The sequence below is a fragment of the Pseudonocardia sp. ICBG162 genome (assembly GCF_020496225.1).
In the GTDB taxonomy this organism is placed as follows: Bacteria; Actinomycetota; Actinomycetes; order Mycobacteriales; family Pseudonocardiaceae; genus Pseudonocardia; species Pseudonocardia alni.
The window spans coordinates 17,858-44,781 of record NZ_JAHLJD010000027.1; the positions used below are offsets into that span (position 1 = coordinate 17,858).

28 protein-coding genes and 1 pseudogene are annotated in these 26,924 nt (G+C 68.7%); 15 read left to right on the forward strand and 14 right to left on the reverse strand.

What is annotated here, in order from left to right; all coding sequences use genetic code 11:
• Window positions 1-44: 44 nt before the first annotated feature.
• The 6 genes from KPL60_RS24420 to KPL60_RS24445 all read left to right on the forward strand — a co-directional run bounded on the left by KPL60_RS24420 (window position 45) and on the right by KPL60_RS24445 (window position 5,379).
• Window positions 45-212, forward strand: a complete 168-nt coding sequence (locus KPL60_RS24420) for a hypothetical protein (protein WP_226367322.1) — start codon at window positions 45-47, stop codon at window positions 210-212.
• Between the two features lie 130 nt (window positions 213-342).
• Complete coding sequence (locus KPL60_RS24425; protein WP_226367323.1) at window positions 343-1,641, forward strand: asparagine synthase-related protein; 1,299 nt, start codon at window positions 343-345, stop codon at window positions 1,639-1,641.
• Window positions 1,634-3,049 carry a serine hydrolase gene (locus KPL60_RS24430; RefSeq protein WP_226367325.1) on the forward strand — a complete coding sequence of 472 codons (1,416 nt, stop codon included), beginning with the start codon at window positions 1,634-1,636 and terminating at the stop codon, window positions 3,047-3,049. The genes KPL60_RS24425 and KPL60_RS24430 overlap by 8 nt, the downstream gene beginning before the upstream one ends.
• Before the next feature lie 40 nt (window positions 3,050-3,089).
• A complete protein-coding gene (locus KPL60_RS24435) occupies window positions 3,090-3,647 on the forward strand; it encodes a nucleoside 2-deoxyribosyltransferase (protein ID WP_226367326.1) in 558 nt (185 codons plus the stop codon).
• Window positions 3,648-3,664: 17 nt separating this feature from the next.
• A complete protein-coding gene (locus tag KPL60_RS24440) occupies window positions 3,665-4,540 on the forward strand; it encodes a hypothetical protein (protein ID WP_226367327.1) in 876 nt (291 codons plus the stop codon).
• Window positions 4,537-5,379 carry a creatininase family protein gene (locus KPL60_RS24445; protein ID WP_226367328.1) on the forward strand — a complete coding sequence of 281 codons (843 nt, stop codon included), beginning with the start codon at window positions 4,537-4,539 and terminating at the stop codon, window positions 5,377-5,379. The genes KPL60_RS24440 and KPL60_RS24445 overlap by 4 nt, the downstream gene beginning before the upstream one ends.
• 927 nt (window positions 5,380-6,306) lie before the next feature.
• Here the strand turns inward: KPL60_RS24445 and KPL60_RS24450 are convergent.
• Complete coding sequence (locus KPL60_RS24450; protein WP_226367329.1) at window positions 6,307-7,797, reverse strand: hypothetical protein; 1,491 nt, start codon at window positions 7,795-7,797, stop codon at window positions 6,307-6,309.
• 257 nt (window positions 7,798-8,054) lie between these two features.
• On the opposite strand from KPL60_RS24450, the gene KPL60_RS24455 reads away from it, so the two are divergent.
• Complete coding sequence (locus tag KPL60_RS24455) at window positions 8,055-8,654, forward strand: recombinase family protein (RefSeq protein WP_226367330.1); 600 nt, start codon at window positions 8,055-8,057, stop codon at window positions 8,652-8,654.
• A gap of 41 nt (window positions 8,655-8,695) precedes the next feature.
• Here the strand turns inward: KPL60_RS24455 and KPL60_RS24460 are convergent, their stop codons facing one another.
• Complete coding sequence (locus KPL60_RS24460) at window positions 8,696-9,115, reverse strand: type II toxin-antitoxin system VapC family toxin (RefSeq protein ID WP_226367331.1); 420 nt, start codon at window positions 9,113-9,115, stop codon at window positions 8,696-8,698.
• The gene (locus tag KPL60_RS24465; protein WP_226367332.1) at window positions 9,112-9,324 is read right to left on the reverse strand and encodes a hypothetical protein; all 213 of its coding nucleotides are present in this window, start codon (window positions 9,322-9,324) and stop codon (window positions 9,112-9,114) included. The genes KPL60_RS24460 and KPL60_RS24465 overlap by 4 nt, the downstream gene beginning before the upstream one ends.
• Window positions 9,325-9,498: 174 nt before the next feature.
• Here KPL60_RS24465 and KPL60_RS24470 point away from each other — a divergent pair, with 174 nt between their 5' ends.
• The 4 genes from KPL60_RS24470 (at window position 9,499) to KPL60_RS24485 (ending at window position 11,986) form a co-directional block, all read left to right on the forward strand.
• Window positions 9,499-9,729: a type II toxin-antitoxin system HicA family toxin gene (locus tag KPL60_RS24470; RefSeq protein ID WP_226367333.1), complete on the forward strand. Its 231-nt coding sequence runs from the start codon at window positions 9,499-9,501 to the stop codon at window positions 9,727-9,729.
• Between the two features lie 16 nt (window positions 9,730-9,745).
• Entirely contained in the window at window positions 9,746-10,174 is a 429-nt protein-coding gene (locus KPL60_RS24475; protein WP_226367334.1) for a type II toxin-antitoxin system HicB family antitoxin, read from the forward strand.
• A 92-nt stretch (window positions 10,175-10,266) separates the two neighbouring features.
• The gene (locus tag KPL60_RS24480; RefSeq protein WP_226367335.1) at window positions 10,267-11,067 is read left to right on the forward strand and encodes a ParA family protein; all 801 of its coding nucleotides are present in this window, start codon (window positions 10,267-10,269) and stop codon (window positions 11,065-11,067) included.
• Between the two features lie 454 nt (window positions 11,068-11,521).
• Window positions 11,522-11,986 carry a hypothetical protein gene (locus KPL60_RS24485; protein ID WP_226367336.1) on the forward strand — a complete coding sequence of 155 codons (465 nt, stop codon included), beginning with the start codon at window positions 11,522-11,524 and terminating at the stop codon, window positions 11,984-11,986.
• Window positions 11,987-12,004: 18 nt separating this feature from the next.
• On the opposite strand, the gene KPL60_RS24490 is transcribed toward KPL60_RS24485, so the two are convergent.
• The 9 genes from KPL60_RS24490 to KPL60_RS24530 all read right to left on the reverse strand — a co-directional run bounded on the left by KPL60_RS24490 (window position 12,005) and on the right by KPL60_RS24530 (window position 20,072).
• On the reverse strand, window positions 12,005-12,688 hold the full coding sequence (locus KPL60_RS24490; RefSeq protein ID WP_226367337.1) for a hypothetical protein: 684 nt from the start codon (window positions 12,686-12,688) through the stop codon (window positions 12,005-12,007).
• A gap of 379 nt (window positions 12,689-13,067) precedes the next feature.
• A complete protein-coding gene (locus KPL60_RS24495) occupies window positions 13,068-15,242 on the reverse strand; it encodes a hypothetical protein (RefSeq protein WP_226367338.1) in 2,175 nt (724 codons plus the stop codon).
• Window positions 15,243-15,409: 167 nt separating this feature from the next.
• Window positions 15,410-16,711, reverse strand: coding sequence for a hypothetical protein (locus KPL60_RS24500; RefSeq protein WP_226367339.1), 1,302 nt, complete (start codon window positions 16,709-16,711; stop codon window positions 15,410-15,412).
• Window positions 16,712-16,718: 7 nt separating this feature from the next.
• Window positions 16,719-17,150 (reverse strand): hypothetical protein, encoded by a 432-nt coding sequence (locus KPL60_RS24505; RefSeq protein WP_226367340.1) that lies wholly within the window; start codon window positions 17,148-17,150, stop codon window positions 16,719-16,721.
• A gap of 25 nt (window positions 17,151-17,175) precedes the next feature.
• On the reverse strand, window positions 17,176-17,541 hold the full coding sequence (locus KPL60_RS24510) for a hypothetical protein (protein WP_226367341.1): 366 nt from the start codon (window positions 17,539-17,541) through the stop codon (window positions 17,176-17,178).
• 200 nt (window positions 17,542-17,741) lie between these two features.
• A complete protein-coding gene (locus KPL60_RS24515) occupies window positions 17,742-18,047 on the reverse strand; it encodes a hypothetical protein (protein ID WP_226367342.1) in 306 nt (101 codons plus the stop codon).
• A complete protein-coding gene (locus tag KPL60_RS24520) occupies window positions 18,044-19,411 on the reverse strand; it encodes a DUF2637 domain-containing protein (RefSeq protein ID WP_226367343.1) in 1,368 nt (455 codons plus the stop codon). Before KPL60_RS24520 ends, KPL60_RS24515 begins: the two co-directional genes overlap by 4 nt.
• A 5-nt stretch (window positions 19,412-19,416) precedes the next feature.
• Window positions 19,417-19,761, reverse strand: a complete 345-nt coding sequence (locus KPL60_RS24525; RefSeq protein ID WP_226367344.1) for a hypothetical protein — start codon at window positions 19,759-19,761, stop codon at window positions 19,417-19,419.
• Window positions 19,758-20,072 (reverse strand): WhiB family transcriptional regulator, encoded by a 315-nt coding sequence (locus KPL60_RS24530; protein ID WP_255656516.1) that lies wholly within the window; start codon window positions 20,070-20,072, stop codon window positions 19,758-19,760. Before KPL60_RS24530 ends, KPL60_RS24525 begins: the two co-directional genes overlap by 4 nt.
• Window positions 20,073-20,621: 549 nt before the next feature.
• On the opposite strand from KPL60_RS24530, the pseudogene KPL60_RS35230 reads away from it, so the two are divergent.
• From KPL60_RS35230 to KPL60_RS24550, 4 genes and pseudogenes are all read left to right on the forward strand, one after another.
• Window positions 20,622-20,801 (forward strand): annotated as a pseudogene (locus KPL60_RS35230) (helix-turn-helix transcriptional regulator); the annotation flags it as partial.
• A gap of 105 nt (window positions 20,802-20,906) precedes the next feature.
• On the forward strand, window positions 20,907-21,869 hold the full coding sequence (locus KPL60_RS24540) for a hypothetical protein (RefSeq protein ID WP_226367370.1): 963 nt from the start codon (window positions 20,907-20,909) through the stop codon (window positions 21,867-21,869).
• Between the two features lie 48 nt (window positions 21,870-21,917).
• Window positions 21,918-22,571 (forward strand): dihydrofolate reductase family protein, encoded by a 654-nt coding sequence (locus KPL60_RS24545; RefSeq protein ID WP_255656521.1) that lies wholly within the window; start codon window positions 21,918-21,920, stop codon window positions 22,569-22,571.
• A complete protein-coding gene (locus KPL60_RS24550; RefSeq protein ID WP_226367346.1) occupies window positions 22,568-23,044 on the forward strand; it encodes a deaminase in 477 nt (158 codons plus the stop codon). Before KPL60_RS24545 ends, KPL60_RS24550 begins: the two co-directional genes overlap by 4 nt.
• Before the next feature lie 2,129 nt (window positions 23,045-25,173).
• Here the strand turns inward: KPL60_RS24550 and KPL60_RS24555 are convergent.
• Together KPL60_RS24555 and KPL60_RS24560 are read right to left on the reverse strand one after the other, a co-directional pair.
• Complete coding sequence (locus tag KPL60_RS24555) at window positions 25,174-25,740, reverse strand: hypothetical protein (RefSeq protein WP_226367347.1); 567 nt, start codon at window positions 25,738-25,740, stop codon at window positions 25,174-25,176.
• Window positions 25,740-26,642 (reverse strand): ParA family protein, encoded by a 903-nt coding sequence (locus KPL60_RS24560; protein WP_226367348.1) that lies wholly within the window; start codon window positions 26,640-26,642, stop codon window positions 25,740-25,742. The genes KPL60_RS24555 and KPL60_RS24560 overlap by 1 nt, the downstream gene beginning before the upstream one ends.
• Between the last annotated feature and the right edge of the window lie 282 nt (window positions 26,643-26,924).

Here is a 26,924-nt window from a genome sequence, read left to right on the forward strand (position 1 = left end):
TCTGACAGCGTCCGAGAAGCGGTCGAGATGAAACGGAGTCAATCATGGCAACCAAGTCCCGTCCGGGCGACGGTGGAGGTGCCGGTCGCGGGGTGCGCGGCGGTGGCGGTTACGGCGTGATCTTCGACGAGGCCGCACCGACGGCTTCCAAGAAGTCTCTCCTCACCCGCCTCCGCGATCTGGCGACGGCACAGCCCAAGCGCACTCGGTGAGCGACATTCACTGATGCAAGAACGACGGGCCGCCCGGTTCTCTGGGGAGCGTGATCGTGGCTCTGCGTGGGAACCGGGCGGTTCTCGCGCAATCCTCCCCATTCATCACCCACCACCTCACGCAAGATCTGTGAGCGATCGAAGATTCTCGCTCACCAACCTTGCCATGCATCTGTCGAGACCTTCGATTGTCTTCGAATTCCAGCCCGTGTCGCCCTGGGTGGACGTTGAAATTGATCGCCCGAACGTCTCGTTAGGAAACCAAGAATGGGACACACAAGAGTTCGCAGGCCAGTTTCGACGGTCGGTCGCCCGGGCGATCGACCGCGCTGAACGTCCAGCCGTCCTGTTCTCGGGCGGACTGGACTCTGCCGCGGTCCTGCTCCACGCCTCGCGGCACTGCTCTGAGCAGGGCCGGCAACCTCCAACCGTGATTCTCATCGACATGGTGGACGACACCGGGGTCACCGCAGCCGATGTCGCGTTACCGTTGCTCACAGCGTTGGGGCTGCCAGAGAGTGTTCACGTTCTCGACGCAACCACAGCTACCGGGTGGAATCACTCGAACGTCGCCGCATGGGATCCACGAGGCCCCTCGACCATCGGTGCTCCTCATATCCTGGACGGCGTCGACCAGATAGCCCACGAGCAGGGTTGCGACATTGTTCTTACTGGCGACGGCAGCGACGAGTTGCTGGGAGCGCCCAGAATGTTGGGTACAGCCCTCGGCCGGCATCCACGTCGACTGCTTCGGTACCTGCGCGACGCCGCTCATACCGGTGGCCGTCACGCTTTACGCCTTGAAACCGCAGCGGCATGCGCCCGTCTCGGGCCGCGTCGATCCGCGACTCGTCTCTACTGGGCGCTCCTATGGCATGAACTGTGCGATCTGACACCCACAGCGGCGCTCACCACGGATCACCGAGAAACTGTACTTGACTGGTCCCGCACTTGGTTGCAGGAAATGATCGAATGGCATGCCGGAGAACACCGCGGGGTATGGTACCTTGCAGATGCGTGGGACTCACTGTTTCCCATCAACGACAACGCTGCATTGCGCTCGAATACACGGGTGCCACGCCAAAGCCCGTTTCTCGACGAAGAGTTCCTCGACTATGTCTTGAGGCGTAACTGCTCCGGTCGTTACGATGACCGGTTGCCGGTGGAGTACCATCGTCGGAAGGCGGCAGTGGTGTCGCTGTTTCCCAACGCCGTTCGCCCCGCGCTTCCGCGTATCAAACAGCTCTACACGACAGCGCTGAACATTCATGAGGGGTCCCGCCGGGTCGACTACGAATGCTCTCACGATCTCGGTCTGATCGACGCCGCTCGCGCGGCCGCCGAGACCGATGTGGCAACAGTCGGCCGGCTAGCAGCTGTCGAGCACTGGCTACGCGGCGCTCACCAGGCAGGGGCGATCTGTGGATAACAGGGCTGCGACGCTGATCGAGCGTTTCACAGACCTCTCGCGGCAGTTTGTCGATGACGGCCACACACCCGGCCTTGCAGTGGCCGTCGCGTTCAGCGACGCACCTCCACAAGCGCACACGTGGGGTCTGCGGCAGATTGATCCACCATGCGCCATCACGTTGACGACACGGTTCCATCTAGGGTCGCTGAGCAAACTGACCGTTGCTATAGCAGTTTGGCGACTGATCGAGAGAGGCGCTCTGCGACTCGACAGCGAGCTGGTTGTGCGCGATGTTCGTTTCATGTTACCCCGAGGGTCAAGTTCCGTCCGCGTTCAGGACGTCCTCCTGCACCTCTCGGGAATCAGTGATACCAACACCTGGCGTGAGGAAGTGGACGACACTCCACCACCTCGCATTGATCTGCCCGACATCGTTCGGATCAAAAAAGCGCCTGGAACAGGCTGGTGCTACAGCAACCTCGCTTTCGGCCTTCTTGCTCGCATGGTCGCTGACACAGTTGGAACAAGCTTCGAAGAACACATAAAGTCCACGGTGTTCTCCCCGCTCGGACTCACTAGTGCCTACTTCACGCGCGACGCGGGCACCGATCCTGAACTTGCATTGCCGTATGATCGGGTCGACGAAACCTGGCGCGTATCGCCGATTCCCGTAGTGGACCCACTTCCATCGATCGGGCTTGTCTGTGATCCACTCGATGCAGTTCGATTGGCGGCCGCAACTGCCTACTCGCGACGATTACTGCGACTCTCCATGTTCGAACATCTCGGACAAGCGCGCTACAGAATCGACGGTAGCGGCACCCATCAGCGACCGTATCTCCTACGGTCGGAGATGGGAGGGAATGAGATCTTCTGGCATGACGGCTTGGCGGGTGGTCATTCGACGATGCTTTACTTCATACCTCGCCTTGATTGCACTTTTGCGCTGTTCACCAACGTCTCAACCTGGGGTTTGAAGAACCATCTGGGACCAGTGTTGGTCCGGCGAGCTCTGGGGCTGGACCAGCCTACAAGTACAACGCCGCGTCCCATCGCGAAGAGCCCGCTGGTGGGGCGGTACGGATTCCCTGTACGAAGCATCCTGGAGCCCAGACCCCCCGATGTGAAGGTTGTTCAAAAGGACGGCATCCTGCGGCTCACTCCTGATGCGGAACACATCGAAGTCGCACTCCACCATATCGAAGAAAAGGACAATCTGCGGTTCGCGATGGACGGGGACGACTATGGGTTCAACGCCGTCTTCGTTCCTGGTCCGCGGCGCGGGGCCATGCGTCTGACCGTCGACGGTCTGACCCTCCTGCACAGGCGTCGATGGCCGGCGAACCTCGCATGGCGGACACATCTAGGGGTGCGATGGTTGCTTGCGCGCTTGGCCTGTGCGATCGCGCCGCGTGCAAGGGGTTGAGACGTTGCCGGTGCTGCTGTTTGCGAGAGGATAACTGATCATGTCCGCAGTCCACGACCGCGCCTCCACATCCCTGGTCGGGCTCGACGTATTCGTGGGTGGCCCCATCCAGCACGCCATCCGTGACGACGGGTTCTGGCCGCCTCTACACGACTGGATTCAGCTTGCCATCTCGACGCTGAGCGCGCACGAGGCTCATATCTTCTCTGCTCACGTTGTCGAGGAGTTCGGTGACCGCACTGCGGAGTACACACCTGACCAGGTCACCGCTCGTGACCTGCGGTGGATGTCGAAGTGCGATGTATTCGTTCCGATCCTCCCCCTGGATATGGACGGAAAGCTCCTGCGCACCGATGGCACCCACATCGAATTAGGCTGGGCCACCGCACTCGGGCGCCCCGTCGTACTCCTGACCACCAGTCCCGTTGTGGAGTCAGCCAGCCACTTGGTGAAGGGTCTTTCCACCATCGCCGACGTCCAGTTGCTCGACCTTGACAGCTTCGCGGCAGCCCCTGAGCTGCTCGTCGGTCATGTTCTCACTGCCACATCGCGGCGCCGCGAGGCAGCCGCCGGGCCGCGCGGCCGGGCCGCGGTTTGATCCAGGGAGCTCTCATCGTGTACACCACTCGTGACATTCCGGTCCTGGGTCTGCGGTTGGACAACCCCGTGATCGTCGGTTCCGGTTTACTCACCGACCAGGCCCGCAACATCCGCAAGTTGATCGAGACCGGTGCCGGCGCGGTCGTCACCAAGACGATCCACCCCGCCCCGCCGCACGGCCTCGATGAACGGATCCACCGACTCCCAGTAGGCATGCTGAACAGCACCACCTACTCGAAGCGAGGCGTCCAGGAATGGCTCGGGAACCTGCGCGAGTTCGCCGACGATAACTTGCCGGTGATTGCGTCCGTGTACGCTGATTCTCCTACCGAGCTCGCTGAACTGGCTGCTGCCGTCGCCGGGGCGGGCAGCGCCGCTCTCGAGTTGGGAATCTCCTGTCTCAACGACAACGGAGGGCTTGACGACACAGCCGAGCGCGTCGCCGACTACACCGCAGCCGCCCGCCGAGCTACGACACGACCGATCTCGGTCAAGCTTAGCATCGGCGAGGGACTACGAGCCCGAGCCGCCGCCGCAATCGAAGCCGGCGCCGATGCTCTCAGCATCAGCGACACCATCCCAGGAGCCGCCGTAACCGCATCCGGCGCTCTGGAACTTGGTGGCGTGTTCGGTTACTCCGGCCCCGGGATCAAACCACTCGTACTCGCGGCACTCTGGGATCTACGCCGTAGCGGGATCACAATTCCTGTCTTGGGAATCGGTGGCGTCACGACAGCTGACGACGTTCGTGACTACCTCGCTGTCGGCGCGTGCGCCGTACAGGTCTACACCGCCCTGCACACGGATATGTATCGCACACTTTCTGATGTCGTTGCGGGAACGCGGAAGATGACTGAGCAGAGCGATGACGCCACAGAAGTCGTGGCATGAGCGCGGTTCGCTACACCGACCTGACCAGCAGCGAAGTCCAAGGAGCCATCCGCGGCGCCACACTGCTGTGGCCGGTCGGCAGCACCGAACAACACGGGCCGCATCTTCCGTTGGGCGTGGACTCGGTACTCGCCGAAGCGTTCGCCACGGCAATCGCCGAACGGGTACACGGTCTGGTGCTCCCCACCGTCACCATCGGAGCGCGATCATTGCCTCAGAGCGGCGGCGGTCTCAGCTTCCCCGGCACCCTCTACGTGGCCGGGCCTGAATTGATCCGCTATCTGGCCGAAGTGCTTCGCTCGATCTCCCAACTGCCTTTCGCTCACCTGGTAGTGGTGAACGGACATTTCGAGAACGAACCGTTGTTGTTGGAAGCACTAGACGAAGCCTGTCGTTCTGGTGGCATGATCGACCGCGAAGTCACAGCGTTCTCCTGGTGGAATCTTGTGGACGAGAACTGGATGCGCGACCAGAACGCACACTTCCCAGGTTGGCACGCCGAGCACGCCGGGCACACCGAGACCAGCCTGATGCTTCACCTACAACCAGAGCTGGTCCGACAGGACCGGCCCAACCACGACACACCACCACCGCCCGGGATATACCTTCACCCGATCGACACCGCAGCAGCCAGCACCGATGGAGTGCTCTCGCGTACCTCCGAAGCCAGCGCAGCAGCTGGGGCGGCCCTGTTCGACCACATCGTTCAACGCGCCACCAACGGTGTGATCGCCGGCCTCAACTCGACCGCGGTTCCCCCGAGGTCGACCTCGTCCACGCCGGCCTTGGCCAGACCAGAAAGACGCGCCCCCACAGCGTCCCCGATGAACTCCCCCTAGATACGCCCTGGTCGTCGACGAGCAGACCCATGTCCGACGACGCCGACACCATGATCGGCTCGCGGTTCGCTCCCCGCTGATCGGCCAGGCTGGCCCGCCCGGTCGGGCTGCCCGTCCCGTGCCCTCAAGGGTGGTATCGACGCGACGGCGGGGCCTGTGCCGGTCCGTTCCGGTCGATACGCCATCCCGAGCGCGGCCATCAGGGCCGACTTCCCGGACGTCGGCCCCGCCGAACCGGACACCGTCCGGTCCGGACATCCTCTAGTCTCGGCCGAGCCTGAGTTATCTCGGTTCGCTGGCCTCGTCGCTACTGCGGACAGCGGGTAGACGGCGATGGTTCGTCAGTCCGAAGCACGCTGCCAGCGTCCCGCACTCGCTGATCAGAGTCATGATCAATATCGATGAGTTCTGACCGCACTTGTCGGTCACACAGGTGGTGATGACTCTCGAAGAACGCCTCCTGCCCCGGCCCGGGGTAAACACCCGACAGCTCCGGGTGGGCTCCCGGTCGTGTTGAACGCGGGTGCGCGCCGTCAGTGGTCTGTCCGTGGCCAGGTCGGGATGCTGGATCGGTCGGCAGTCGGGGCAGATCGGTTCGTCGAGGTGCCAGTCCGCGGCGGTCAGCCACGCGCGGGTGGGCTCGGGGAGTATCTCGTCGGGGGCGGCGGCGAGGTCGCCGACCAGTAGGGGGCCGTGGCCGCAGTGCTGGCAGGTCAGGTCGGTGATCGGCCCGGTGGGTGGGCAGGCGCGGCAGTAGCGGGCGGTGGTGGGTCCGTCGGGGCCGGGGATGAGCCATACGGCGCTCATCAGGATCTGTTGCAGTGGGTCGGTAGGGGTCTGTCGGCATCGGTCGCAGCGCAGGTTCGGCCCCCTCGAGACGCCCGGGGTGGGCGGGCCGGCGCGGAATGCGGGGTTCATGGGTAGGCCTCACTCCTGGTGGTCGGTGTCGCCGGTCTGACCGGTCTGGTCGGGTTGGTCGGGCGGGTCGGTGGCGGTGGGTCCGGGGCGGCGTTGCGCGGCGCGGGACCGGGCCCTGCGGGCGCCGGCCGGACGCGACGACTGATGTGACGACTCGGCGGCCGGTTCGACGGCGACGCCGTTGTTGTCGCGGTCGGTGTCGTGGTCGATCTCGTTGTCGGTCGGGTCGTGGTCGTTCTCGGCCGGCGGGCCGGTGGTCCGGCGTCGGGCGCGGGCGAGTTCGGTGCGTAGGTCGGCGACCTGCGCGCCGTGGCGGGTCTCGGCGTCGGTGAGGCGTTGTTCGCCGTAGGCACGTTCGCGGTCGACGTCGTGGACGAGCTGGGTGCGCAGCGCGGTCAGGCTGCTTTCGGCCGCCGCCCGGGCGGCCCGGTACTCGGCGGCCTGCTCCCGGGTCTCGTGTAGCTCGTCGGTCAGGCGGGCGCGGTCGGTCTCGGCGCGGTCGAGGTCGCGGCGGGTCATGGTGAGTTCGGTGGTCAGGTCCGCGGTGATGGTGTCGCGTTCGGCCGCCGCGGCGTTGCGCTCGACGAGTGCTGTGTCCAGCTCCGCGCGCACCTCGGCCAGCTGGGCGGTCAGCTCGGTGGTGACCCGCTCGGTCTCGACCCGCGCGGCGTCGCGCTCGGCGGTCAGGTCGGCGATCTGCTGTTCCAGCTCGGCGCGGGTCGCCGCGAGCTGGGCCTGGGCGGCCTCGCGGGCGGTGACGGCCTCGGCGCGGGCGAGCTCGGCAGCGTCGCGGGCGGCGGTCGCGTCGGCGGCCTCGTCGTCAGACACCGCGGCCGAGCGGCGCGCGACCTCGGCGGTATCGCGGGCGGCACGGGCCTGGGCGCGAGCCTCGTCGGTCGCGGCCTGGGCCTGGTCGACCTCCGCGCGCGCGGCGCGGCGGGCGGCGGCGATCTCCGCGGCGACCGCTTCGGGGTCGGCCAGGGTGCCCAGCGCGTCACGCAGCTCGGTGCCGCCCTCCTCGAGGCGGGAGATGAGCGCGGCGACCTGATCGGTCACGGTCTGCCCGGCCCGGGCGATCGGGCGAGCGAGAGCGTCGTCGGGCTCCCCACGCCGGCGCGCCGGTGTACCGCCGTCGGCGATCCGCTTGGCGTTGACCCGGTCGTGCATCACCCCGCCCACGGCCTGGTAGCAGTACTTCGGCCGCCGCCCGGACCCGACGTACTCCATCGAGTTCGCACAGCCCCCCGGGAACTGGCACGGCTCCAGCTCCAGCGCACCGCCACGGGACCGCCACCCCGCACCACCGGTCCCGGTCGAGGTGATCCCGCCGGACCCGACCGGCCCGGCGCCCACCGACTCCGTGTCCGACTCCGTGCCCGACTCGCCCCCCGATTCGGTGCCACCCGGGGTGCCTGAGGTAGCGGGATCAGCAGGCGACGCCGCCACGGTGTCATCACTGCTGCGGTCGGCCGACTCGCCGGGGAAGGGCTGTTCGCTCACGCACCCGACACTAGCTGATTCGTATCGTTGCGTCAATTGTTATGTAATTTGTTGCGTTGTAACGTTACGATACGAAGCGTTGTTGTCGGCGCGATCATTCAGGGACCCCGCACGGCTGATCGAGACCAGTATCCGTCCGCTAACGATCGTTCACGAGACACTCCCGGGTTGGGGCCGTTTCTGCAGGTCGGTGATGTAACACAACTGGTGTCCGCGCCTACGTCATGCACACCCAGGTTTGCGATACATTCATGGGCGTGCGCATCGGCTACGGGCGGGTCTCCACCCGCGATCAACACCTCGAAGCCCAATCCGACGCGCTCACCGCCGCGGGCTGCGAGCGACTGTTCATCGACACGGCCTCGGGCACGCGCGCGCGGCGACCCGAGCTCGACGCCGCGCTGCGCAGCCTGCGCGCCGGCGACCAGATCATCGTCACCAAACTCGACCGGCTCGGCCGATCCCTCGAACACCTCATCGAGCTGTCCCACCAGTTCCAGGCCCGCGAGGTCGACCTGGTGGTACTCGATCAGGGCATCAACACCTCCACCGCGGTCGGGCGGATGTTCTTCCAGATCCTCGGCTCCATCGCCGAGTTCGAACACGCACTGATGTCAGAACGCACCCGCGACGGCCTCGCCGCCGCACGCGCCCGCGGACGCACCGGCGGACAGAAACCCAAACTCGGACCCCGCCAGGCCCGACTGGCCCGAGAGATGTACGAGGCCGGCGACCTCACCGTCGCCCAGATCGCCGCCGAGTTCGGCGTCACCCGACCCACGATCTACCGCCACCTCGCTCGTCTCGACCGCCTCGAGAACACCCGACGAGACGACCGACCACATGGCGGCAGATGACACGGTCTTCACCCACCCCTTCCCCCAGGGGTGCGGTCGTTTCAGGGGAGCAGGGCGAAAGCGTTGACGTGGCGTGGTCGGACAATGGTGAAATGGCGGCGGTCCAGGGTCGCGACCTCGGTCAGTCCGAGTCGTTCGGTCAGGGCGATAACCGTCGCGTCGGTGGTGCCCAGCGGGAGATCACCGTATCGGCTCACCAGTTCAGCGGCTCGTCGATAGTCACTCGGTACCAGATCGACGGCGCGGAAATCACCATCAGCGATCGAGTCCAAGAACAGTGATTCGACCACCGAGCCCGCTTCCCGGGCTATGAGATACCCGGTCTCGGCGACGACGGTCGCGGGGACCAGCAGATCCCGCCCGGCCAGGTGCAGGCCGGTGAACAGCTCGACGCAAGCATGATGGTGGTCATCGTCGGCCAGGGCCGCCGCGACCAGCGGTCCGGTGTCGCACACGATCACCGCGGCTCGCCGAAACCTTCCTCCAGTAGTTCCCGCGAGCGTGCCGCAACGTCACTACGCCCGGCCCGGCCGGCCCCGAAGAACGCCGGCGGCCACCGCAGAGCAGATGCCGAGCTCAGATGCCGCCGCACGTCGGCCAGCGCGACCGGGATCTCGTGTTCGGGTAACTGCTCGACGAGTTCACGCAGCTCGTCCCGCTCACGACTCATGACATCAAGCCTATCCCGTCACCCCACCCCACGCACGTAATAGGACATTCGCCCACCCGATGACCTGCGTTCAGTTGTTGTCGAGCACGTGGGGTACCGGGTCTGTGGTGGTTGCCCTTGCGGCGCGCGTTCCTGGGACGTGGGGTCTGAGATGATGGCAACTAGCGTGTGTGGGTGGTGAAGGTTTCCGAGGTCCTGCGACTGCTGGCCGAGGACGGCTGGACCTTGAAGAACCAGCGGGGGTCGCATCGTCAGTACGTCCATCCGACGAAGCCGGGCGAGGTCACCGTGGCGGGCAAGTCCAGCGTGGACGTCCTGAGGGGCACGGCGAGCTCGATCCTGAAACAGGCGGGGTTGAAGTCGACGTCCCAGCCGACCGAGAATAGACGCGGGAGCGGGAGGTGAGAGGCCATGACCGGCTATGACCGGCTACGTCGTCGTGATCGAAGAAGGCCCTACGAGCTTCGGTGCATGGTCTCCTGACCTGCCGGGCGTCATCGCTGCCGGCGGCACCCGAGAAGAGTGCGAACACCTCATGCGCGAGGCAATCGCATTCCACATCGAGGGACTGCTCGACGACGGTGATCCGGTCCCGCCGCCAAGCAATGCTGTGGGCGTAGTCTTCGTCGATCCTGCCGTGGCCTGGCAAAGCCCACGCCCCCTCGTCGTCGACTTCGCGCATCATGTAGACGACCTGGATCGTGGTGCCCACCTTCGCCAGCTGCCTGCCGCTCGTATCCCTCAGATCGTCTCACCAACGATTGACCGAACAGCGACGAACCAGATGGACGCACGTGCTTTGAACTGCACGAACGTCGAGCGAACCAGCTACCCGCACGCAGATAGCTAGCAGCTAGCAACAACAACACTAGCAGCTAGCTGGTCACTAGGTAGAGAGTCGCTCACGGCGAGCGCTGTACGTGCTCGCTAGCATCTACGGGCATGAGCACTAGCCGGCTGGCGTGCACGGTCGCGGTAGCGATGCAGAAAGGCGGCGTCGGTAAGACGACAACGACGGTTCACCTGGCCCGCGGAGCCGCGTTGGCGGGGCTCCGGACATTGGTGGTGGATCTTGATCCACAGGCGAATGCCACGGGCGCGCTGGCGAAAGACCCTCCCGACCGTGGCGACGTGTCGATAGCTGACGCGCTGGATCCGGCGGATGACTGCTCGCTGAGTGACGTCGTGATCCCGACATTGTGGTCCGGGGTGGAGTTGGCTCCCGCAACGGGCGCGAGTCTCGCAGCGGGTGAGCAGCGGGTTGCAGCGATGAACCTGGGACGCGAGTCACGTCTACGTAACGTGTTGGCCGAGGTGCAGACGGAGTACGACCTGATCCTTCTGGATTGCCCCCCAGCCCTCGGGCAGCTCACTGTGAATGCTCTGGTCGCATCCCGGAAGGTGCTCGTCGTGTTCGAAGCTGAGCAGTTCGCCCTAGACGGGCTGCACATGTTGCGAGACACGGTGCGGGGGGTGCAGAGCTCCTACAATCCGGAGCTGCGGTGGGCCGGTGTCCTGGTGAACCGGTGGCGAGGAACCACGACGAACCAGGACGTACTCGACGAGCTGGGGAAGAACTTCACCGAGGCGGAGATCTGGCCGTACAGGGTGCCTCAGTGGACGGGCATCGGAGACGCCGTCGCAGCAGCGACGGCACTGGATCAATGGTCGGGTGCACGGTTCAGGAATCTGGCCGAACAGTACACATTGTGGGCCCAGGACCTGGCCGGAGCAGTGCGGTGACCGGGGCAGTGCGGTGACCGGGGCAGCCTCCTCGAAACGCCCGCCACGGCGGCGGTCACGTCTCGCAGACGAGCATCCGGCCTGGCCGACTCCACCTGAGATGTCCGCAACACCGCCACTTGTGCAGCGCAGGGCTGACCGCGAGCCAGGGGCCGTGTCACCGGCCGTGTCACCCAACGAACCGGTACCTCCCGGGAGCCGACCGAGCTCGGCAGGCCCTCTCTCGATGCCGCCCCCTCGTCGCCGCAAAGAAGTCCGCATCCAGCTCAACACCCGGATCCGACAAGAGCTACACGAGCAGCTGCAAACGTTCGTCCAGCGGCACGACGCAGCTGTGCAAGACGTGGTGGAGGACGCACTGCGCGAGTACCTCAACCAACGTATGTAGCTGCTACCTAGCAGCTAGCACGCGAACAGCTACCTGCTTAAGACATCCCGGGTAGCGTGCCCTCCCGTGGTGGATTCATTCGGTGACCAGACCGGCACGGTCGGGGCCGCCCCGGAGGCGGAACCGGGTGCGGGTGGCGTCGGGCGTGGCCCGTTGCGGGAGGGCAGGGTCTTCGTCGCTCATGATGAGCAGTGGGTGATCGGTGAGTGTCTTCGGGGTGCTTGTCTGGTGTTGGGTGAAGCGGTCGCGGTGGCGCGTGGGTTGGAACGCGCGGTGCAGGGCTGTGGTGGTGAGCAGTACTGGGACGAGGGGCAGGTCCAGGAACTGGAGGGTTTGACCTTGGACGCGCTCGGCACGGTCGAACAGGCGTGGAAGGCGTTGTGCGTGGTCACCGACGCTCACGACGAGCAACTCCGCGCCGCTGACGACGCCCGATACGACGACACCGACGACGACACCGACGGCGGCAGCAGCGGCACCGATGACAGCACGGACGACCACGACGACAGTGGTGTGGGTGGGGTGGTGTGACGCCGTGTCGGGTGGTGGTCAGCGGATGATGGCGGTGGCCAGTTCGGTGGGGTCGGTGGTGGTCTGTTCGGCCCAGGTGTGCACGGTGGCGGTGAGAGCGAGGGTGCTGCCGTAGAGCAGATGGTGTCCGCCGTGGTGGTGGGTCAAGGTGTCCAGGCTGCGGAACGCTCTACCTTTGGCGGCCAGGCCCAGGATGTCGGTGGCCGCGCGTTCACCGATCCAGTGCCCGGCCGGGAGCCGGATACGTCCCGCGAGCCCGGACGGTGCGGTGTCGGCGGTGTGGTCGTGGAGCCAGTGGTCGAGCAGTCCGAGTGCGACACCGGTGCATCCGGCGACCGTGGCCTGCCGGCCGTCCGGGGATGCGGGCACGACCTGGTGTTCCAGAACGGCGGCGGCGGTGGTGGTGGCGCCGACGGCGAGAGCGATGCTGACCTGGCGTAGCACCGCGGTGGCCAGGTCGCGGGCGTGCCCGATCGGGGTGAACAGAGCCAAGTTCTGGCGCTCCACCGCGCGGTCGAGAGCGTGCTGCAGGGTCTGCAGATCCGGGAGGTCTCCGACAATGTCCCCGTCGGGGTTGATGATGATGCCGTCCTCGGCCAGCAGCGGCGCCAGCTCACGTAACAGCTCGACCGCCAGTCCTGGCGTGTGCTTGATCTGCGGGCCGTCCCAGAGTGGTTCGGGGCCGTGACGTCGCATATCCACCTACCCATCGTGGCAGTAACCAGGGCTTGTGCCTCTCGGTACCCCGGGACGACTCAGGTGGCGCGGGTCAGGTGGTGGCCGTTGCACTGGTCGCAGGGGGTCGGGGTACCACCGAGGCGGATCGCTGCTTCGGCGGCGTGTTCTGCGAGGCGGTAGTAGGTCCGACCAGGACAGGCGGGGTGGCGTCGCGGGGGAAAGGCGCGGCGACCGGTGTGCGGACTCATCGAGGTCCCTTCTTCTGGTTCGGGACGGGGTGCGCGCCGGCAACAACGCTGGCGGTGCCGTCGGATGTGTCGTTCGCGCGTCGCCGGCGGCATCGACAGACGTGGGCTGCCATCCCCACCGGCCGGTCATCAGCCCGCCGGTGCTGGCTGTGGGCTCACTGCGGCGCCCCGGCGGGGACGGCGAGTGCGGCCCACTGGCCGTGGCTGATCTTCGAGACCAGGTTCAGATCGGCCAGCGCGGCCAGCGCCTTGGACGCGGCGGGTTTGCCTACTGCGGCGGCTGCAGCGATCGCGCCGGTGGCATGGTGGCCGTCCCGGACGGCGTCGAGCACGGCGCGCTGGGTGCCCGAGAGGGCGTCGAGGTCGGAGGGCATCGCACCGAGGTCGGGAAGCGAACCCCGGGCGGGCATGGGGATGACGTTGTCCACGGTCAGCGCCGCGGGCACGGTGATCTGCGCCGGGTCGGCGAACACCGAGGAGGCCGAGGAGACCGGGGATCCCGGGGCGCTCGGCGTGGCCGGTGTGCCGTCGGGTGCGGGGTGGCCGGCTGCCTGCCGCCAGGCAGCGAGGCGGGCCAGCTGCTCGGTGAGCGCGTCGTCCTCGTCGACCGGGACCGGGCGGTGCGGCGCCATCGCGAGCTCGGAGTCCGAATCGAGGGTGGCCGAGTCGAGGCCCTCGGCGTGGCGGGCCATGTCGGGGGCCCAGGCCACTCGCAGCATGGCCAGCCGCCCGGCGCCGGCGGAGAAGGCGTACCCGCCGCCGGTGGGCAGGACCGACGGGCTGATCTCCAACCCGGCGACCACGGCGCGCTCGGACTTGTTGCTGTTGCGGAAGGCGAACAGGTTGCGGTTGGCGAGGTAGCCGCGCAGCGGGGACCGGTTGCCGTAGTCGGCCAGCAGCAGCGACTGGGTCCCGACGAGCAGCCCGATGCCGTACTTGCGCCCGATGCGCACCAGACGCTCCAGGCGCTCGGCGAACTTCACCGAGACCAGCAGCGGGTCGCTGACCAGGCGCTGCAGCTCGTCGAGGATCCACTGCACGCCGGGGAAAGCGGGGCAGGGGTGGATCTCGCGGGCCGAGGGCTGGCGTGGGTCGGTCTTGGCGACGGGCCGCCCGTCGGGGCCGATGGTCAGGGTGGCCTTGACCATCGAGCGCACCTCCAGCAGCGACTCCAGAGCGGTGAGCTGGGCTAGGACGCCCTCGGGGCCGGCGGCCGACCAGTGTGCGACCTTAATCAGCAGCGGGGAGGACCCGCCCTCGGGGTCACCGTCGCCGAACATCAGGTGCCAGCTCCCGGAGCTGAGCAAGCCCATGCCGACCGATTCGAGGAACGCCGACTTCCCCGAGCCGGGCTCCCCGGTGGCCAGGCCGTTGCGTGCGCCGGCCCGGTCTGAAGCGATGTATGTGGCAGTGTCGCCGCCGTCGGCGAACGCCCCGATCCCGACACAGCCGTCGTGGTAGACGGGGCCGGTGTAGGGCACACCGTCGGCGAGCACGTCCCGCGTGATCACGGTCAGGTCGAACATCGACTCGTCGACGTCGCTGGGCTCCAGCACGATGCGCGAGCGGGGTCGCTGCAGCCCCGAGGCGATCCGGCCCCGCAGCGCGTGGGCGGTGTCGAAGCTGGTCGAACCCGGCACGGTGGCGACGGTGAAACGCACCGCCGCCGGCAGGACCTGCGGCTCGACGAGCTGGGAGTCCGGGATCGGACCGCGCTCTGCTGCGATGCGCTCCTCCCACCGCTGAACCATCTTTGCGATCTCCGTCCGGCTCGTACCGGTGTCGGCGGCGGAGGAGGCGGCCGCGCCCCGGGACCAGCGCGCGGCCTGGGCAGCCGCGTCCGGGCCGGGCTGGGGTACGGCGTGCGCAGCCTGCCAGCGCGAGCACAGCCCGATCGCCCCCAGCAGCAGGACCGCCATCGCGGTCCACGACGCGGGCGAGAACAGCGAGACCACCCCGACCCACGCGGCCGCGGCGGTGGTGACGATCGCGAACCGGCGGTGGTGACCACCCAGCTGGCGGCGCCAGCCGATCGCGACCGCCGCGCCGGCCGCGACGGTCCCCCCGACCGCGACCGGCGCGGCCAGGATCGCGGCGGCGTCGCCGGCCCCCAGACGCAGCAGCTCGTGCAGGCCCCAGCCGGCCCAGCCCAGACCAGCGACCCCGCCGACGGCGAGGAACGGCGCCCGCCGAGCCCGGACCCCCTGCTCGATCCGCGCCTCACACACCAGGTGCTCACGCAGCGCCGCATCACCACGACGAACCACCGTCCCCACTGACCGGCGCACCAGTTCTGATCCGGGCTTCGAGCTGCTAGGCGTGACGCTCATGCGAGCCTGCTCCTCCAAGTAGAAGAACTTTGCAAATCTTGCATCGATTGACGCAACGGTAGACGTCTAGATAAACTCTTGCAATCCTTGCCTTTGTGGCTTGGTGCCCCTGCTCCGCCACGACGCGGATGTCCACCCTGTTGCTGGAGGCAGGGGCTGGTGTCGGGCTAGGAAGCGGTGCCCACGTAGGTGCCGTTGACGGTTCCGGCGATGGTGTCGTCGCTGAGGAGCTGGTCCTGGTGGGCGATGTGGCGGTCGAAGTGCTCACCGGCGCTCGTGGCGGTGCCGGCGGCGGTCTGGAAGCTCTCCAGCATCTGGCTGAGCTGGGCGATCGGCTCGCCGGCCACCCCGCGGCCCTCCAGGGCCGCGATGCTCTGCTCGATCTGCTGTGCGGCGTTCTCGGCGAGGGTGCGCATGGAATCGGCGAAGCGCTTCGCGGCGTGCGGGTCGAGGGTCTCGCCGCTGGCCATGTCGGTGGTGCTGGTGGTCATGGTGGGTGCCTCCGTGTTGAGGGTGTCGCCCTGGCCGGGGCTGGCCGGGGTGGTCTGGGGGTCCTGGACGATCTCCGCGTCGAGGACCTCCGCATCGACGGCGTCAGTTGCCGCGACGTCGTTGCTCTCGTCCTGGCGGCCGCCGGCCATGAGGGTGAGCGGTGGGCGAGGGGTGTGCGGCTCGTCGACGATCTCGGCGTCGAGGTCGAGGTCGTCTGCCTCGGAGTGGTAGGCGGGGGCGTCGCGGTGGACCTGGGTGGTGGGGTCGACGTGATGGACGTGGTGGACCTCGTGCACCTGCGTCACTCGCACGTCGATCGGTTCGCGGTGGCCCTCATACGACCCCAGGTCCGCAGCCCGGCCAGCCCAGTCGCCCGCGGCGCTGGCATCGTAATTGCGTGTGCCAACGGTTTCATATTCGTCGTCTTTGTTGCTGGCAGAATTTTCGTGCTGTTCCGGGGTGCTTTCTGCGCCGCGGGGCGCCGATCCGGTGGGGTCGGGTTCGCTGGTGGGGTTGTCGTTGCCGGTTCCGGTGGCGTCGGTCGGTTCGTGGTCGACGATATGGACCTTCTGCGTGTGCTCGGTCGGGACGTCCCGCTCGACGGTGCTGGTGGTGGCGTCGGAAGCGGTGCCCTGGGCGGTAGTGGCGGGTCGTCGGGCGGCGGCGCGGTCGCGGTGGCGTTCGGCGGCCTGGTCCCAGGTGTCGGCCCACAGGGTGGCGAAGTAGGACCGGGCCGGTCCCCGGGGCTTGTCGGGTCGCGGGTGTGGGTGGGCGATCCGATCGGCGATCCGGGACCCGATCGCGCTGCCGATGGTCTGACCGCCGCGGGCCATGGCCCGCTCGTGGGCCTGCGCTGAACGCTGGCGGTGCGCGGCAATGCGCGGGGACTCGGTCCCCTTCGCGGTCGCTACGAGGTCGGTGACCCCGTAGCGGGTCAGGCCCCAGGCCACGAGCAGAGAAAACAGGATGATCTCCATGCTCTGATCACCCGAGCCCGTTGAACGCCGCGCCGACGTTCGCCATGCCGGTGGAGAAGGCGTCCATCACCGTCGAGAGCAGCGGTACGCCGGCAGCGATGACGATCGTGGGGAGGGCGAGGGCGAGGAAGGCGTGCCAGCGTTTCGGCCGGGCCTTCCGCGGGTGGATGCCCTTGATGGCGACCTCCAGGGTCGCGACCAGGGCGAGGCCGGCGACGAGGGTGGAGGTGCCGATCCCGATCAGGGACCCGGTAGTGGTGCCGATGGTGCCCATCGCCCGGTTGATCAGGACCCCGAGGACGCCTCCCACGACTCCGCCGAGGCCGAGGCCGGCGATGAGGAACAGGAGCACGGTGAACTTCGGGGCGTCCTTGTGGAACCACAGCCAGGCCCCCACGACGAGGGAGAGTCCGGCGATGGTGAGCAGCGATCCGGTCATGATCGTTCCCTTTCGTCGTGGCAGGTCAGAGACCGAGCCAGTAGGGGATGGTCAGCCAGTCCGGGACGAACCAGCCCAGGACTGGGAGCCCGTTGAGGGCGGTGGCGGTGGTCGAGACAGCGGCGAGCGCGGCCGCGGCCCGCCCGGGGCGGGCGACGGCCCAGACCGACAGGTAGGCGACGGTCGAGATCGGGATGGCCGCGGTGTAGGCCCAGGCCAGTGCGACGCGGCGCTGCCAGCCGTCGGTGCGGGTGCTCCACTCGCCGTGGCGTGCGTAGGCGATGTGGTCGAGCAGGGAGTTCGGGCGCTCGCGCACGAACCGCAGCTCGGAGACGAACTCGCGCCCGGCACGCTGTATGCCCGTGTGCACCCGCTCGTGCAGCGAGCTCACCGCGCTCGACGTCGTCTCAGGGGTCGAGGAGGCTGGCTCGATCTCCTGCCCGGGCCACGCCGGCCCGGGCGCCACCGGTGCCCGGTCGGCCCGGGCAGGCTCGGCCGCACGGTCGGCGACGACGTGCAGATCCGGGCGGGCCGGCGACAGGGTGGACCGATCCGCTGGTGTAGGGGTTTCCCAGGGCAGGGGGTGGGGGCTCATCGTGGGCTCCTCTCCGCGCCGCCGGGCTGGTGGCGGCGACGCTGCTCGATCAGGACTTCCCCGGTCCGCCAGACGTGGCGGGACACGTCGTTGAGGGTCAGATCCACGCCCTGGGGGTCGTAGACCTGCTGTGCGGCCGCGGCTGAGCGCAGGAAGTCCACGGCGGCGGCGAGCCGCTCGTGGCCGCTGTGCGCGGTCGCGGCGCGGTCGCGGGCCTTGTGCTCGATCCGGTCGGCTAGGGTGGCCTCGGCGTGGGCCCGGCGCTGGCGCCGGCCCGCTCGGTTGCTGGTCGGGGTGCTCATGCCGCCTCGATCCCGGCCTTGGTGGCCGCGCTCTCGCAATTCTGCTTGCCGATTTGCTTGCTGCTCCGCACGCGCTCCTGCCTGCTGTTGGCACTCTCGAAGTCTTCGTGGAGCACAGCCAGCAGGGCGCTGGCGCGGTCGGTACCGATCGCGTGCCCGGCGGCCCGCAGCCCGTTGATCAGTGCCGACCGGCTGATCCGGCGGCCTTCCTCGCGGTGCATCCGCTCGGCGATCGCACGGCCCGTCTCGACCAGATCCGGCTCGAACCCCTCGCCGTCGACCACGCGCTCGGCGCCCCGGCGGGAGTGCCCCGTGCTGGGGCCGGGCTGCTCGTCCACCGCGTTCGGGCCGGTCCGGTCCAGCTCCGCCCGCAGCGCGGCCGCCTCGGCGAGGACCTGGTCGTGGGCCTGCTGCAGGTGCTCCAGCTCCTCGCTGGCTGCGGTGAGCGCGTTCTGTTCACGCTCGACCAGCTCACCGCGTACAGCCGCGACCTCGCCCACCGCCCGGTCGCGTTCAGCTGCGACGTCGGCCAGGGCCTGGTCCCGCTCGGCCGCGGTGGTCGCGGCGGCCTGGACCTCGCAGAGCAGCGCGTCGACGACCTCGCTTTCGAGCATCCCGGCGTGGGTGAGGGTCCAGGCGTGGTTCCAGGCGGCGTCGGCGTCAAGGATCGGGTCGGCGCTGGTGGGGCCGAGCTGCAGGCGCCGCGACCACGCCCGCCACGACACGATCGGGAACCGGGCGGCGCGGGCCAGGCCCGCGAGCCGGCGCCGGCGACGGACCCCGTCGGCGCGGGCGGTTCGCTCGTGCTGCGACAGCAGCTCGACCAGACCGAACCCGACCAGCGATGCGACCGCGAACACAGTCCCGACCTGCCAGTTCGGCAGGTAGTGGCTCAGGTTCAGGCCCGCGGCGGCGAGCGCGATCGTCCACATGCCGGCCGCCAGGCGCCCGGCCGGCTGACCGGCCCGCGCGGCCTCGTGACGACGCCAGGCCAGCAGCCACGCGGCACCTTCGAGCATCAGCGGCACCAGCACCGGCAACAGTCCCGGCAGGTGCATCACCTCCTTGCCGAACTGGTACTGCCCCGAAGTCGCGATCAGCGTCGGCGCGGCGCAGGCCACCAGGCCCGCTACCGCGGGCGCCGAACGCCGCACCGCGACCCCGCGGGCCCGCCACAGGTCCCGGCGGCCCTGCTGTGCGACCTGCCGGTCGACGCGCCGCTGGGTGACCACGGCGGCCGCGCGCTCGGCGCGGCGGGCTGCGGTCTCCTCGCGAATTGACTCCGCGCGGGCACGGCGTTCCTCGGCGTCAGCCGCGGCGCGCCGACGCTCGACGCGTGCGGTGGCCCAGTCCGTCGTGCTCACGATGCTCAGTCCTCCTGCGTCGGTCCGGTGGCCGGCGAGGCGTCCTGCTCGCGCCGGACCTGGGACTCGGCCTCGTCGAGCTGGGCGTGCTGCTCACCGAGAGCGTCGGCGAGCAGCTGCAACGTCTGGCGCCGCCGGCGGTGGCGGCGGTTCAGCGCGGCGACCTCGGCGGCGTTTTGGACGTCCTGCTCGGCGAGGGCGGCCTCGACGATCCGGGCCAGCTCGTCGGTCTGACGGGCGTAGGCGCCCACCAGATCCGCACCCGACACGATGTCGCTGACCGCGGGTACCTCACGGGCCGCGGGCACCAGGGCCAGCAGCTCCTGCAGGGAGGTGCGCTCGATGCTCACGCCGCCACCGCCGGATCCGCGGCCGCGGGACGAGGCATCCGAGCCGCCCTGTTCGCCCGGCGCTCTTCGCGGGTCGTACCGCCCCAGACGCCCCACTCCCCGGCATCACTGGCCCACTGCTCGCACAGGGCTCGCACCGGGCACCCCGAGCAGATCGAGCGCGCCTCGGCGACGGCCTGTTCGCTCTCCTCGATCGGGAAGAACATCTCGAGGTCGGCACCGAGGCAGTGGCGCCCCGGGTCGTCGAGGTGACGAGGGCTGGGGCCGGCGGCCTCGTAGGCCCTCCCGACCGCGTACGTACCGTTGGACATGTGGGTCGTCTCCTTCGTTCGAGTTGGTGTGCGACCTGCAAGGGCCTCGACGGGCTGCATCCCGTCGGGGCCCACTGCCTGTATGAGCCTTGCAAACCTTGTGTGCGTTGCGCCATGACAATAAGGCTCGACCTCAAAATCTTGCAAGACCTGCACGGCTGGTTTTTGTTGCGGATGTTGTGGGATGGTGGCGTCGTGGCGGTCCAAGGGAAGCGACGACTGGTCGGAACTGGTGTTGCGGCTACAGAGCTCGGAGTCGATCCGGCCACGTTGTGGCGCTGGGCGAAGGCAGGGGTGGTCAAGCCCGAGCTGCGCACCGCCGGAGGTCATCTGAGATGGGACCTGGAGTCCCTACGTCGCCAGATCGACGCTCTTCCTAATGACGTGCCCGAAGAGCCGATCGAGGGCTCGCCGCCCGCCTCAGGAGGATGATTTGAAGGTGCCACGTCATGACAATCGGTCGATTTGTGGACGCTGGCTAGACCTTCGTTATTGCCAGGCGTTGACAACACCTTGGAAATCTTGGCAATTCGGCTCCGGTGATCTGTCATGACGTTCGGGCAAGTCCTGCGTGAGGCGCGCCTTCGGGCTGGACTGAAGCAGTCGCAGGTAGCCCGACAGCTGTACGTATCCCCAGCTCAGCTATGCCGTATCGAGAAGGGCGAGCGGAGGGCGAGTCTTGAACTCGCAGAGCGTGCAGACGACGTACTGGGGACCGGAAAACGGCTCTGGGAGGAGTTGGCCGGGCGCTCACGCTCAACCGCTGACGCAGTAGCGTCGGGGGAACTCGGACCCTTGGTCGCGAGTCAGACGCCCGGAGGGGAGACAGTTTTCGTGCCCGCATCGCGACGAGATTTTCTGGCCGGCATGTTCGGCGCCGCTTTGACCGGCTTCGGGCACTCATCGCCTTTCGGTGCCGAGAGCATCAAGCCCGCGGCCTACTTCCGAGCGGCTCGGGACACCTTGATCTCCATCGACAACCTGATGGGCCCTCGGCGTGCCATCCCGGAGGTTCTCGAACAGCTTCGGGAGCTCGACGCTGCGCGTCGAGCTGCGCGCGGGGTCGACGGCAAGGAGCTGGTCCACCTGCAGGCGAACTTCGGTGAGCTGTGCGGATGGATGCACCAGGACCTGGGTGACCATCAGGGCGCACAGCTATGGACCGATCGTGCGTTGGAGTGGGCCCACATCGCTGGGGACCCCGAGCTGACTGCCTACGTCCTGAGCAGGAAGGCACAACTGGCCAGCGACATGGGCGACGGTCAGAGCGCCCGCGAGATCGCCGATGCCGCTGTCCGGACCGCTCCGAACAGTCGGCTGGAGAGCATCGCTCGAGTCTACGGAGCTCACGGGTTCGCGCTCGAAGGTGCTGCTTCTGAGACCGATCGGGCATACGACTTGGCACATGCGGCTGCTGCAAAGCCGAAGGGCGACGCCACACGCGGCAGATGGCTCGATGGCAACTACATCGAGGCCCAGCGCGGCCGATCGCTTGTGGCCTTGGGCCGGTACCACGCAGCCGTGGACGTGTTCGAGACCGCCATCGCCACCCTGCCCCACGGCTACCGGCGTGACCAGGGGGTCTACCTAGCCCGCCAGGCACTGGCCCACGCGGGGAACCACGACGGCGATGCAGCAGCGACCGCGGGTATCGAGGCTCTGCAGATCGCTCAGGAGACCCATTCCGGGCGGATCGCGACAGAGCTGTCCCAGCTTGCTCGTGTGCTTCCCCGAGGTGTCACGGGCATTGCTGGCACGTTCCACGATCGGTTCTCCGCCGCGGTGTCGGTGGAGTAAGAAGAGAGGAGTCCAGCTGTGCGTCCGTATGTCCTGCTCAGCGTGGCGATGTCCATCGACGGCTACATCGACGACGCCTCCGACGAGCGACTGCTGCTGTCCAACTCGGCTGATTTCGACCGTGTCGACGAGGTCCGTGCCCAATCTGACGCGATCATGATCGGGGCCGGGACTCTCCGTGCCGACAACCCACGTCTGCTGGTCAACAGCGAGGAACGGCGAGCCGCTCGACTCGCTCGTGGGGCGTCTGAGTACCCGCTCAAGGTGACCTTGAGCGCTTCAGGTGATCTCTCCCCGGATGCCAAGTTCTGGCACCACGGCGGGGCGAAGGTCGTCTACACGACCGACGCCGCGTATCCGGAACTGCTCGACGCACTCGGATCATGGGCCGACGTGGTGAGCTTGGGGGCCAAGACCGATCTCGGCAGCATGCTCGACGATCTCGGCAGCCGCGGGATCGAGCAGTTGATGGTCGAGGGCGGCAGCTCGATCCACACGCAGTTCCTCGCACAGGGCCTAGCCGACGAGCTGCAGGTCGCGGTCGCGCCGCTCCTGGTCGGGGAGGACAAGGCCCCCCGCTTCGTCCAGCCGGCAGCTTTCCCCGGAGGCCCGACACATCGTCTGCGGCTGGAGAACGCGGCCCAAGTCGGCGACGTCGTCGTGCTGCGGTACCTGCTTCGTGAGAGCGAGAGCGCCGCATGACCGCGCCCGACGCTCACTACCTGGAAATGAGCATCGCACTCGCAGCGAACAGCCCTGTCTCGTCGTCGGCGTTCGCGGTCGGGGCCGTCCTCGTAAGCCCTAGCGGCGCTGTACTCGCGAAGGGCTGGTCCCGAATGAACACTCCCCATGATCATGCGGAGGAAGCCGCGCTACACCTGGCGTCACAGGACGGGGCTGATCTGACCGGGGCGACGATCTACTCCTCGCTGGAGCCGTGCGGGGACAGAGCGTCTCGGCCTGTCAGCTGCGCACAGCTCATCGCCGAGGCGGGCGTCGCCCGCGTCGTGTACGCGGCGAGGGAGACCTCCCAGTTCGTCAAGGTCCCACGTGGGCGCGCGGTGCTCGCCGCCGCTGGCGTTGACGTCACTCAGATCGAGGAGTTTGCGGAACGGGCACAGGACGCCGCGCGGAGTCGCCAGGGAGGTACGCCCACGATCCGGGTACTCGGCTGACTCGGATCACTCGCCCGCCGACGCGGAGCGCGGCCGGGATCTGTCCCAGACGTTGCTGGATCTAGCAGAACTTCCACCGGCTGCGCAGTTGGTGCCGTGGCAACTCAACGACCTGACCGCCAGCTGGCCGCACGCCGGGACCGATGGCGGTCCGGACCAGGACCAGGAGGTCCTCCCGCTGGAGCCGGGTCCAGCGGTGGCTCGACGCCGTGGGCTTCGTGCGGCGCGTGTGCTGGCATCGCTGGGACGCCGGGCTCCGGACCCGGCCTCGTTGCCCGCCTACCGGGCGGCGCGGCTGCGACAGGCACGCTGGGCGGGCCGTAAGAGAGCCGCGGCAGCAGTGGACCGGCAGGGGCCGGGTCGGTGGGATCGGGGGGACCTGGTCGCGGCGGTCCGGGTCCAGGGCGGCTGCGTGGTCGATCAGCGGGAGGCCGCTGAGCTCGTCGAGCGCGAGGTGCTGTCCGAGCGCTGGACCGGTCCGCACGCCGAGCGGGTGCGGGTGATCCTGGCCTGTCTGGTGCGGGCGATGGACTGGGAGCACGGCCTGGTGCAGGGCGTGACGCGGGCGTCGATGGCGGCCGCAGCCGGCTGTAGCGAGCGCACTGTGAGCCGGACGCTGGCCTGGGCCGCGGCCGCGGGTCTGGTGCTGGTGGTCGAGGAGGGCGCCAGCGGGGACTGGCTGCGGACCAGCACGGGCCGCGGCCGGACCCCCACCTACGCCATTATCGACCCAAAAACCCAGGTCAGAGACCTGAACTACAACATTGTCACCCTTCCTACAGGTTCTGCTGAAGAAAAGAACCCACACCCCAACCGAGGGCAAGAACAATCTCCCGACAGAACGCCAAAACCCCGAAGGACGGCGCTGAGAGGACTGTGGCCGCTCTACGGGGCGCCCACCGACTCGATCACCCGGACCCGGGCCCGTAACCGCCTCCTGGAGCGTCTGGGGCGGCCGCACGGGCGGCTGTCGCGGCGGCAGCGGACGCAGGTGTCGGGGATGTTGGCGTCGTGGTGGGACGCGGGGATGTGCCCGGCCGGGATCCTGCACGCCCTGGATCGCCATCCTGACCGGCCCGGGGTGGCGCGCGGTGACGCGGTGAGCGGGGCCCGGGACCTGGCCGCGGTCTTGGGTGCCCGGCTGGGGCCGTGGCGGGGCCGGCTGCACGAGCTTCCGACCGTGGTCTGGGGCCGGCCGGTCCTGGCCGAGGGCCACGACCCGGCGAGCGGGCAGCGGACGGTGCGCTACGGACTGCCGATCACCCCCCGGACCGGAGCACGAGCCGACATCGACGACACGGGCGGCACGGGCAGCGAGTCAGACCGGTGTGCTGTGGACCTCGGACCGGACCGGACCTCGGACCGCGGACCGGGGTCCGGTCCGGAGTTTCCCGGTCCGCGGGGGCAGTCCGCAGTCCGCGGTGCGCGGTCCGGTCCCGGACCGGACCGGGGAACCGATCACTGCGGCGGGGCCCGGTCCGTTCCGGTCCGGTGCCCCGGACTCGGTCCCGTTCCGGTCCGGTCTCGGCGCGACGCCGGTGCCCGGTCGGTCCGCGGCGAGGCCGGGATGGCGGTCGAGCGCCCGGCGCGGGCACGTCAGCGGGGTACATGCCCGAGCGTTGAACCGGGCCGCCGCCGAGCGTGCCGCCCGGGCCGAGGCGTCCGGCCGCGACGGGGGCTGATCGGCCGCCCGGGCCCGGCCTGGGGCATACAGTGGGTCGTGGGGCGCTGTCGCCGGTTCTGGTAGCAGGCCGGGCGCGACAATGGCCGGGGTGAGCCGGGCGGAACGTGGGACGGGAGCGCGCGGGATCGATCGGTGGGGGCGACGTCGGGGGTGGCGAGGTGGACGGGAGCCCGGGGCACGGAAATTTCCGCCGGAGCCGGTTTGCGGCCCAAGGCGCGCGCATGTACGCGCGCACGTACGCGCGCCCGACCGGAAATTTCCACCCCGAACAAGATCAAGTTTTCTCCGAGACGACGGACGATCTGGAGCGGGGCGGGTCCGGCGATTCCCCCGGGCCGCCGATCCGGGCGGATCGGCAGCCGGGGACCAGACCACACCCGCATCCGGTCCTCTGCGGATGGCTCGGACCCGGTCGGCCGGGACCGGGTCAGGTCCGGGCCGGGGGCTACCGAGGTCCGGCGGCGTCGGTCCCGGTCCGGCGAGGTCCGTCGCGCTCCGGCGGCGTCGGCAGGTAGCCGTGGGAGGTGAGCCAGTCGCGTAGGGCCTCCTCGACGATCGGCTGGGGGGAGAGCCCGGACCGCTCGACGGCATCGGTGAGGGCGGCGTCGAGGTCGACCAGGATGCGAGTGGAGAGCTGGATCCGCTCCGGTCCGCGGGGCCGCCCGACCCGACGAGGCCGGCGCCCACTGCCGGTCCGGTCGGTCGCGGACCGCTTCGCCGCCGACCTGGCGGCCGCCCGCGCGGTCGGCGGCCGCGGAGAGCCAGCACGCCCGCGGTCGGCCCGGCTATGCTCGTCGCTGTCGTTTCCGCGCGCGGAAACGACAGCGGAATCGTCGACAGCCCCGGCCCCGGGTGCGGGGTCGGCTGCAGGGCGATCCGGTGCGGCGCCCGGGTGGTCCCGCTCGAGCGCCGCTGTCGCCGAGGCCGAGGGGAGGTCGGCGGGGTCGCGGTCGGCGTCGGCGGCCCGGCGCAGGCGCGGCTTGCTCTTCGCCTGGTCGATCAGGCCGGCCATCAGCGCCCCTCGGCAATCGTGGCAAGGGTGTTGAGCACCAGGGTGTAGGCGGTGATCAGGTCTTGGGCGTCACGGCCAGGGGCGGTGGTGATCGGTACGCACGCGGTGCGGGCCTCGCGGCGCACCACGCGTTTGGGGATCACGACGTCGACGACGTCGTCGAAGCTCTTGAGGTAGGTGGTGTCGCTGAACTCGCCGAGGCGGGTACGAGGCTCGACGATGGTCCGCAGCACCCCGACCTGGTTCAGTGTGCCCGGATGGGTGCGGGCCAGTCGGGAGGCAGTCCTGCGGGCGTCCTGCACCCCGACCAGGCCGTCCTCATCGAGGGTCCCAGGGAAGATCACGTGGGTCGCGGCGAGCAGACCAGCCCCAACCAGACGGCCGCCGGCGCGAGGCGGCAGGTCGATCACGACCAGCCGGAAGCGCTTGGCGACACCGTCGAGTGCCAACGCCAGGCGGTGCTCCAGGTTCGGGGTGCTCGTGTCGGCCTCTCGGTGGGCCAGAGCCCGCTCAGCAGCCAGAACCTGCACCGATCCCCACTTCGGCCCGGCCGGGCGTAGGGCCTGCTCGGCGAGCCCCCGTAGCTCGGGTAGCTCCTCGGGGTCGGCGTCGGGGGGCTCCCAGAGCAGATCGTTGACTCCCAGCGCCTCGGCGTCGGTGCTGACCGCGTCGAGCTCGGCGGTCAGCGTCGCGCGCGGGTCGAGGTCGATGGCGAGGACCTCGTGCCCGGCCGCGGCCATCACCGCGATCAGCCCGGAGGCCAGCGAAGACTTCCCGACCCCGCCCTTCTCACTGTCGATCGCGAGCACGACGGTGCCCAGCTCGGCCGGCCACCGCAGACTCGCCGGGCCCGCCTGCTGCTGGCGTTCCAGCGCCGCCCACGCGCTCACGGTTGCGTTCACGCCGCAGAGCATGGCTGAACTCGGCGTTCAATCTCAACTCCGACTTCGCGCGCATTTCCGCACGCGATAAAAACGCGGAGCCGGCGCCCAGACCGCCATGAAGTGGCCCGGGTTAGTTGGCGCGATGCCATGCGTGAACGATGTCGGCGCGCAGGCGCCCCCGAAGTCCCACCTGGTAGCCGTGGGCTCGTGCCCAGCGTCGGATCACCGCCGCAGGTGGGGTGTCGGAACCGACGGCTGATCCAGCCACTTGCTGCCCAGTTGCTGGCCGTCCTCCCGCGC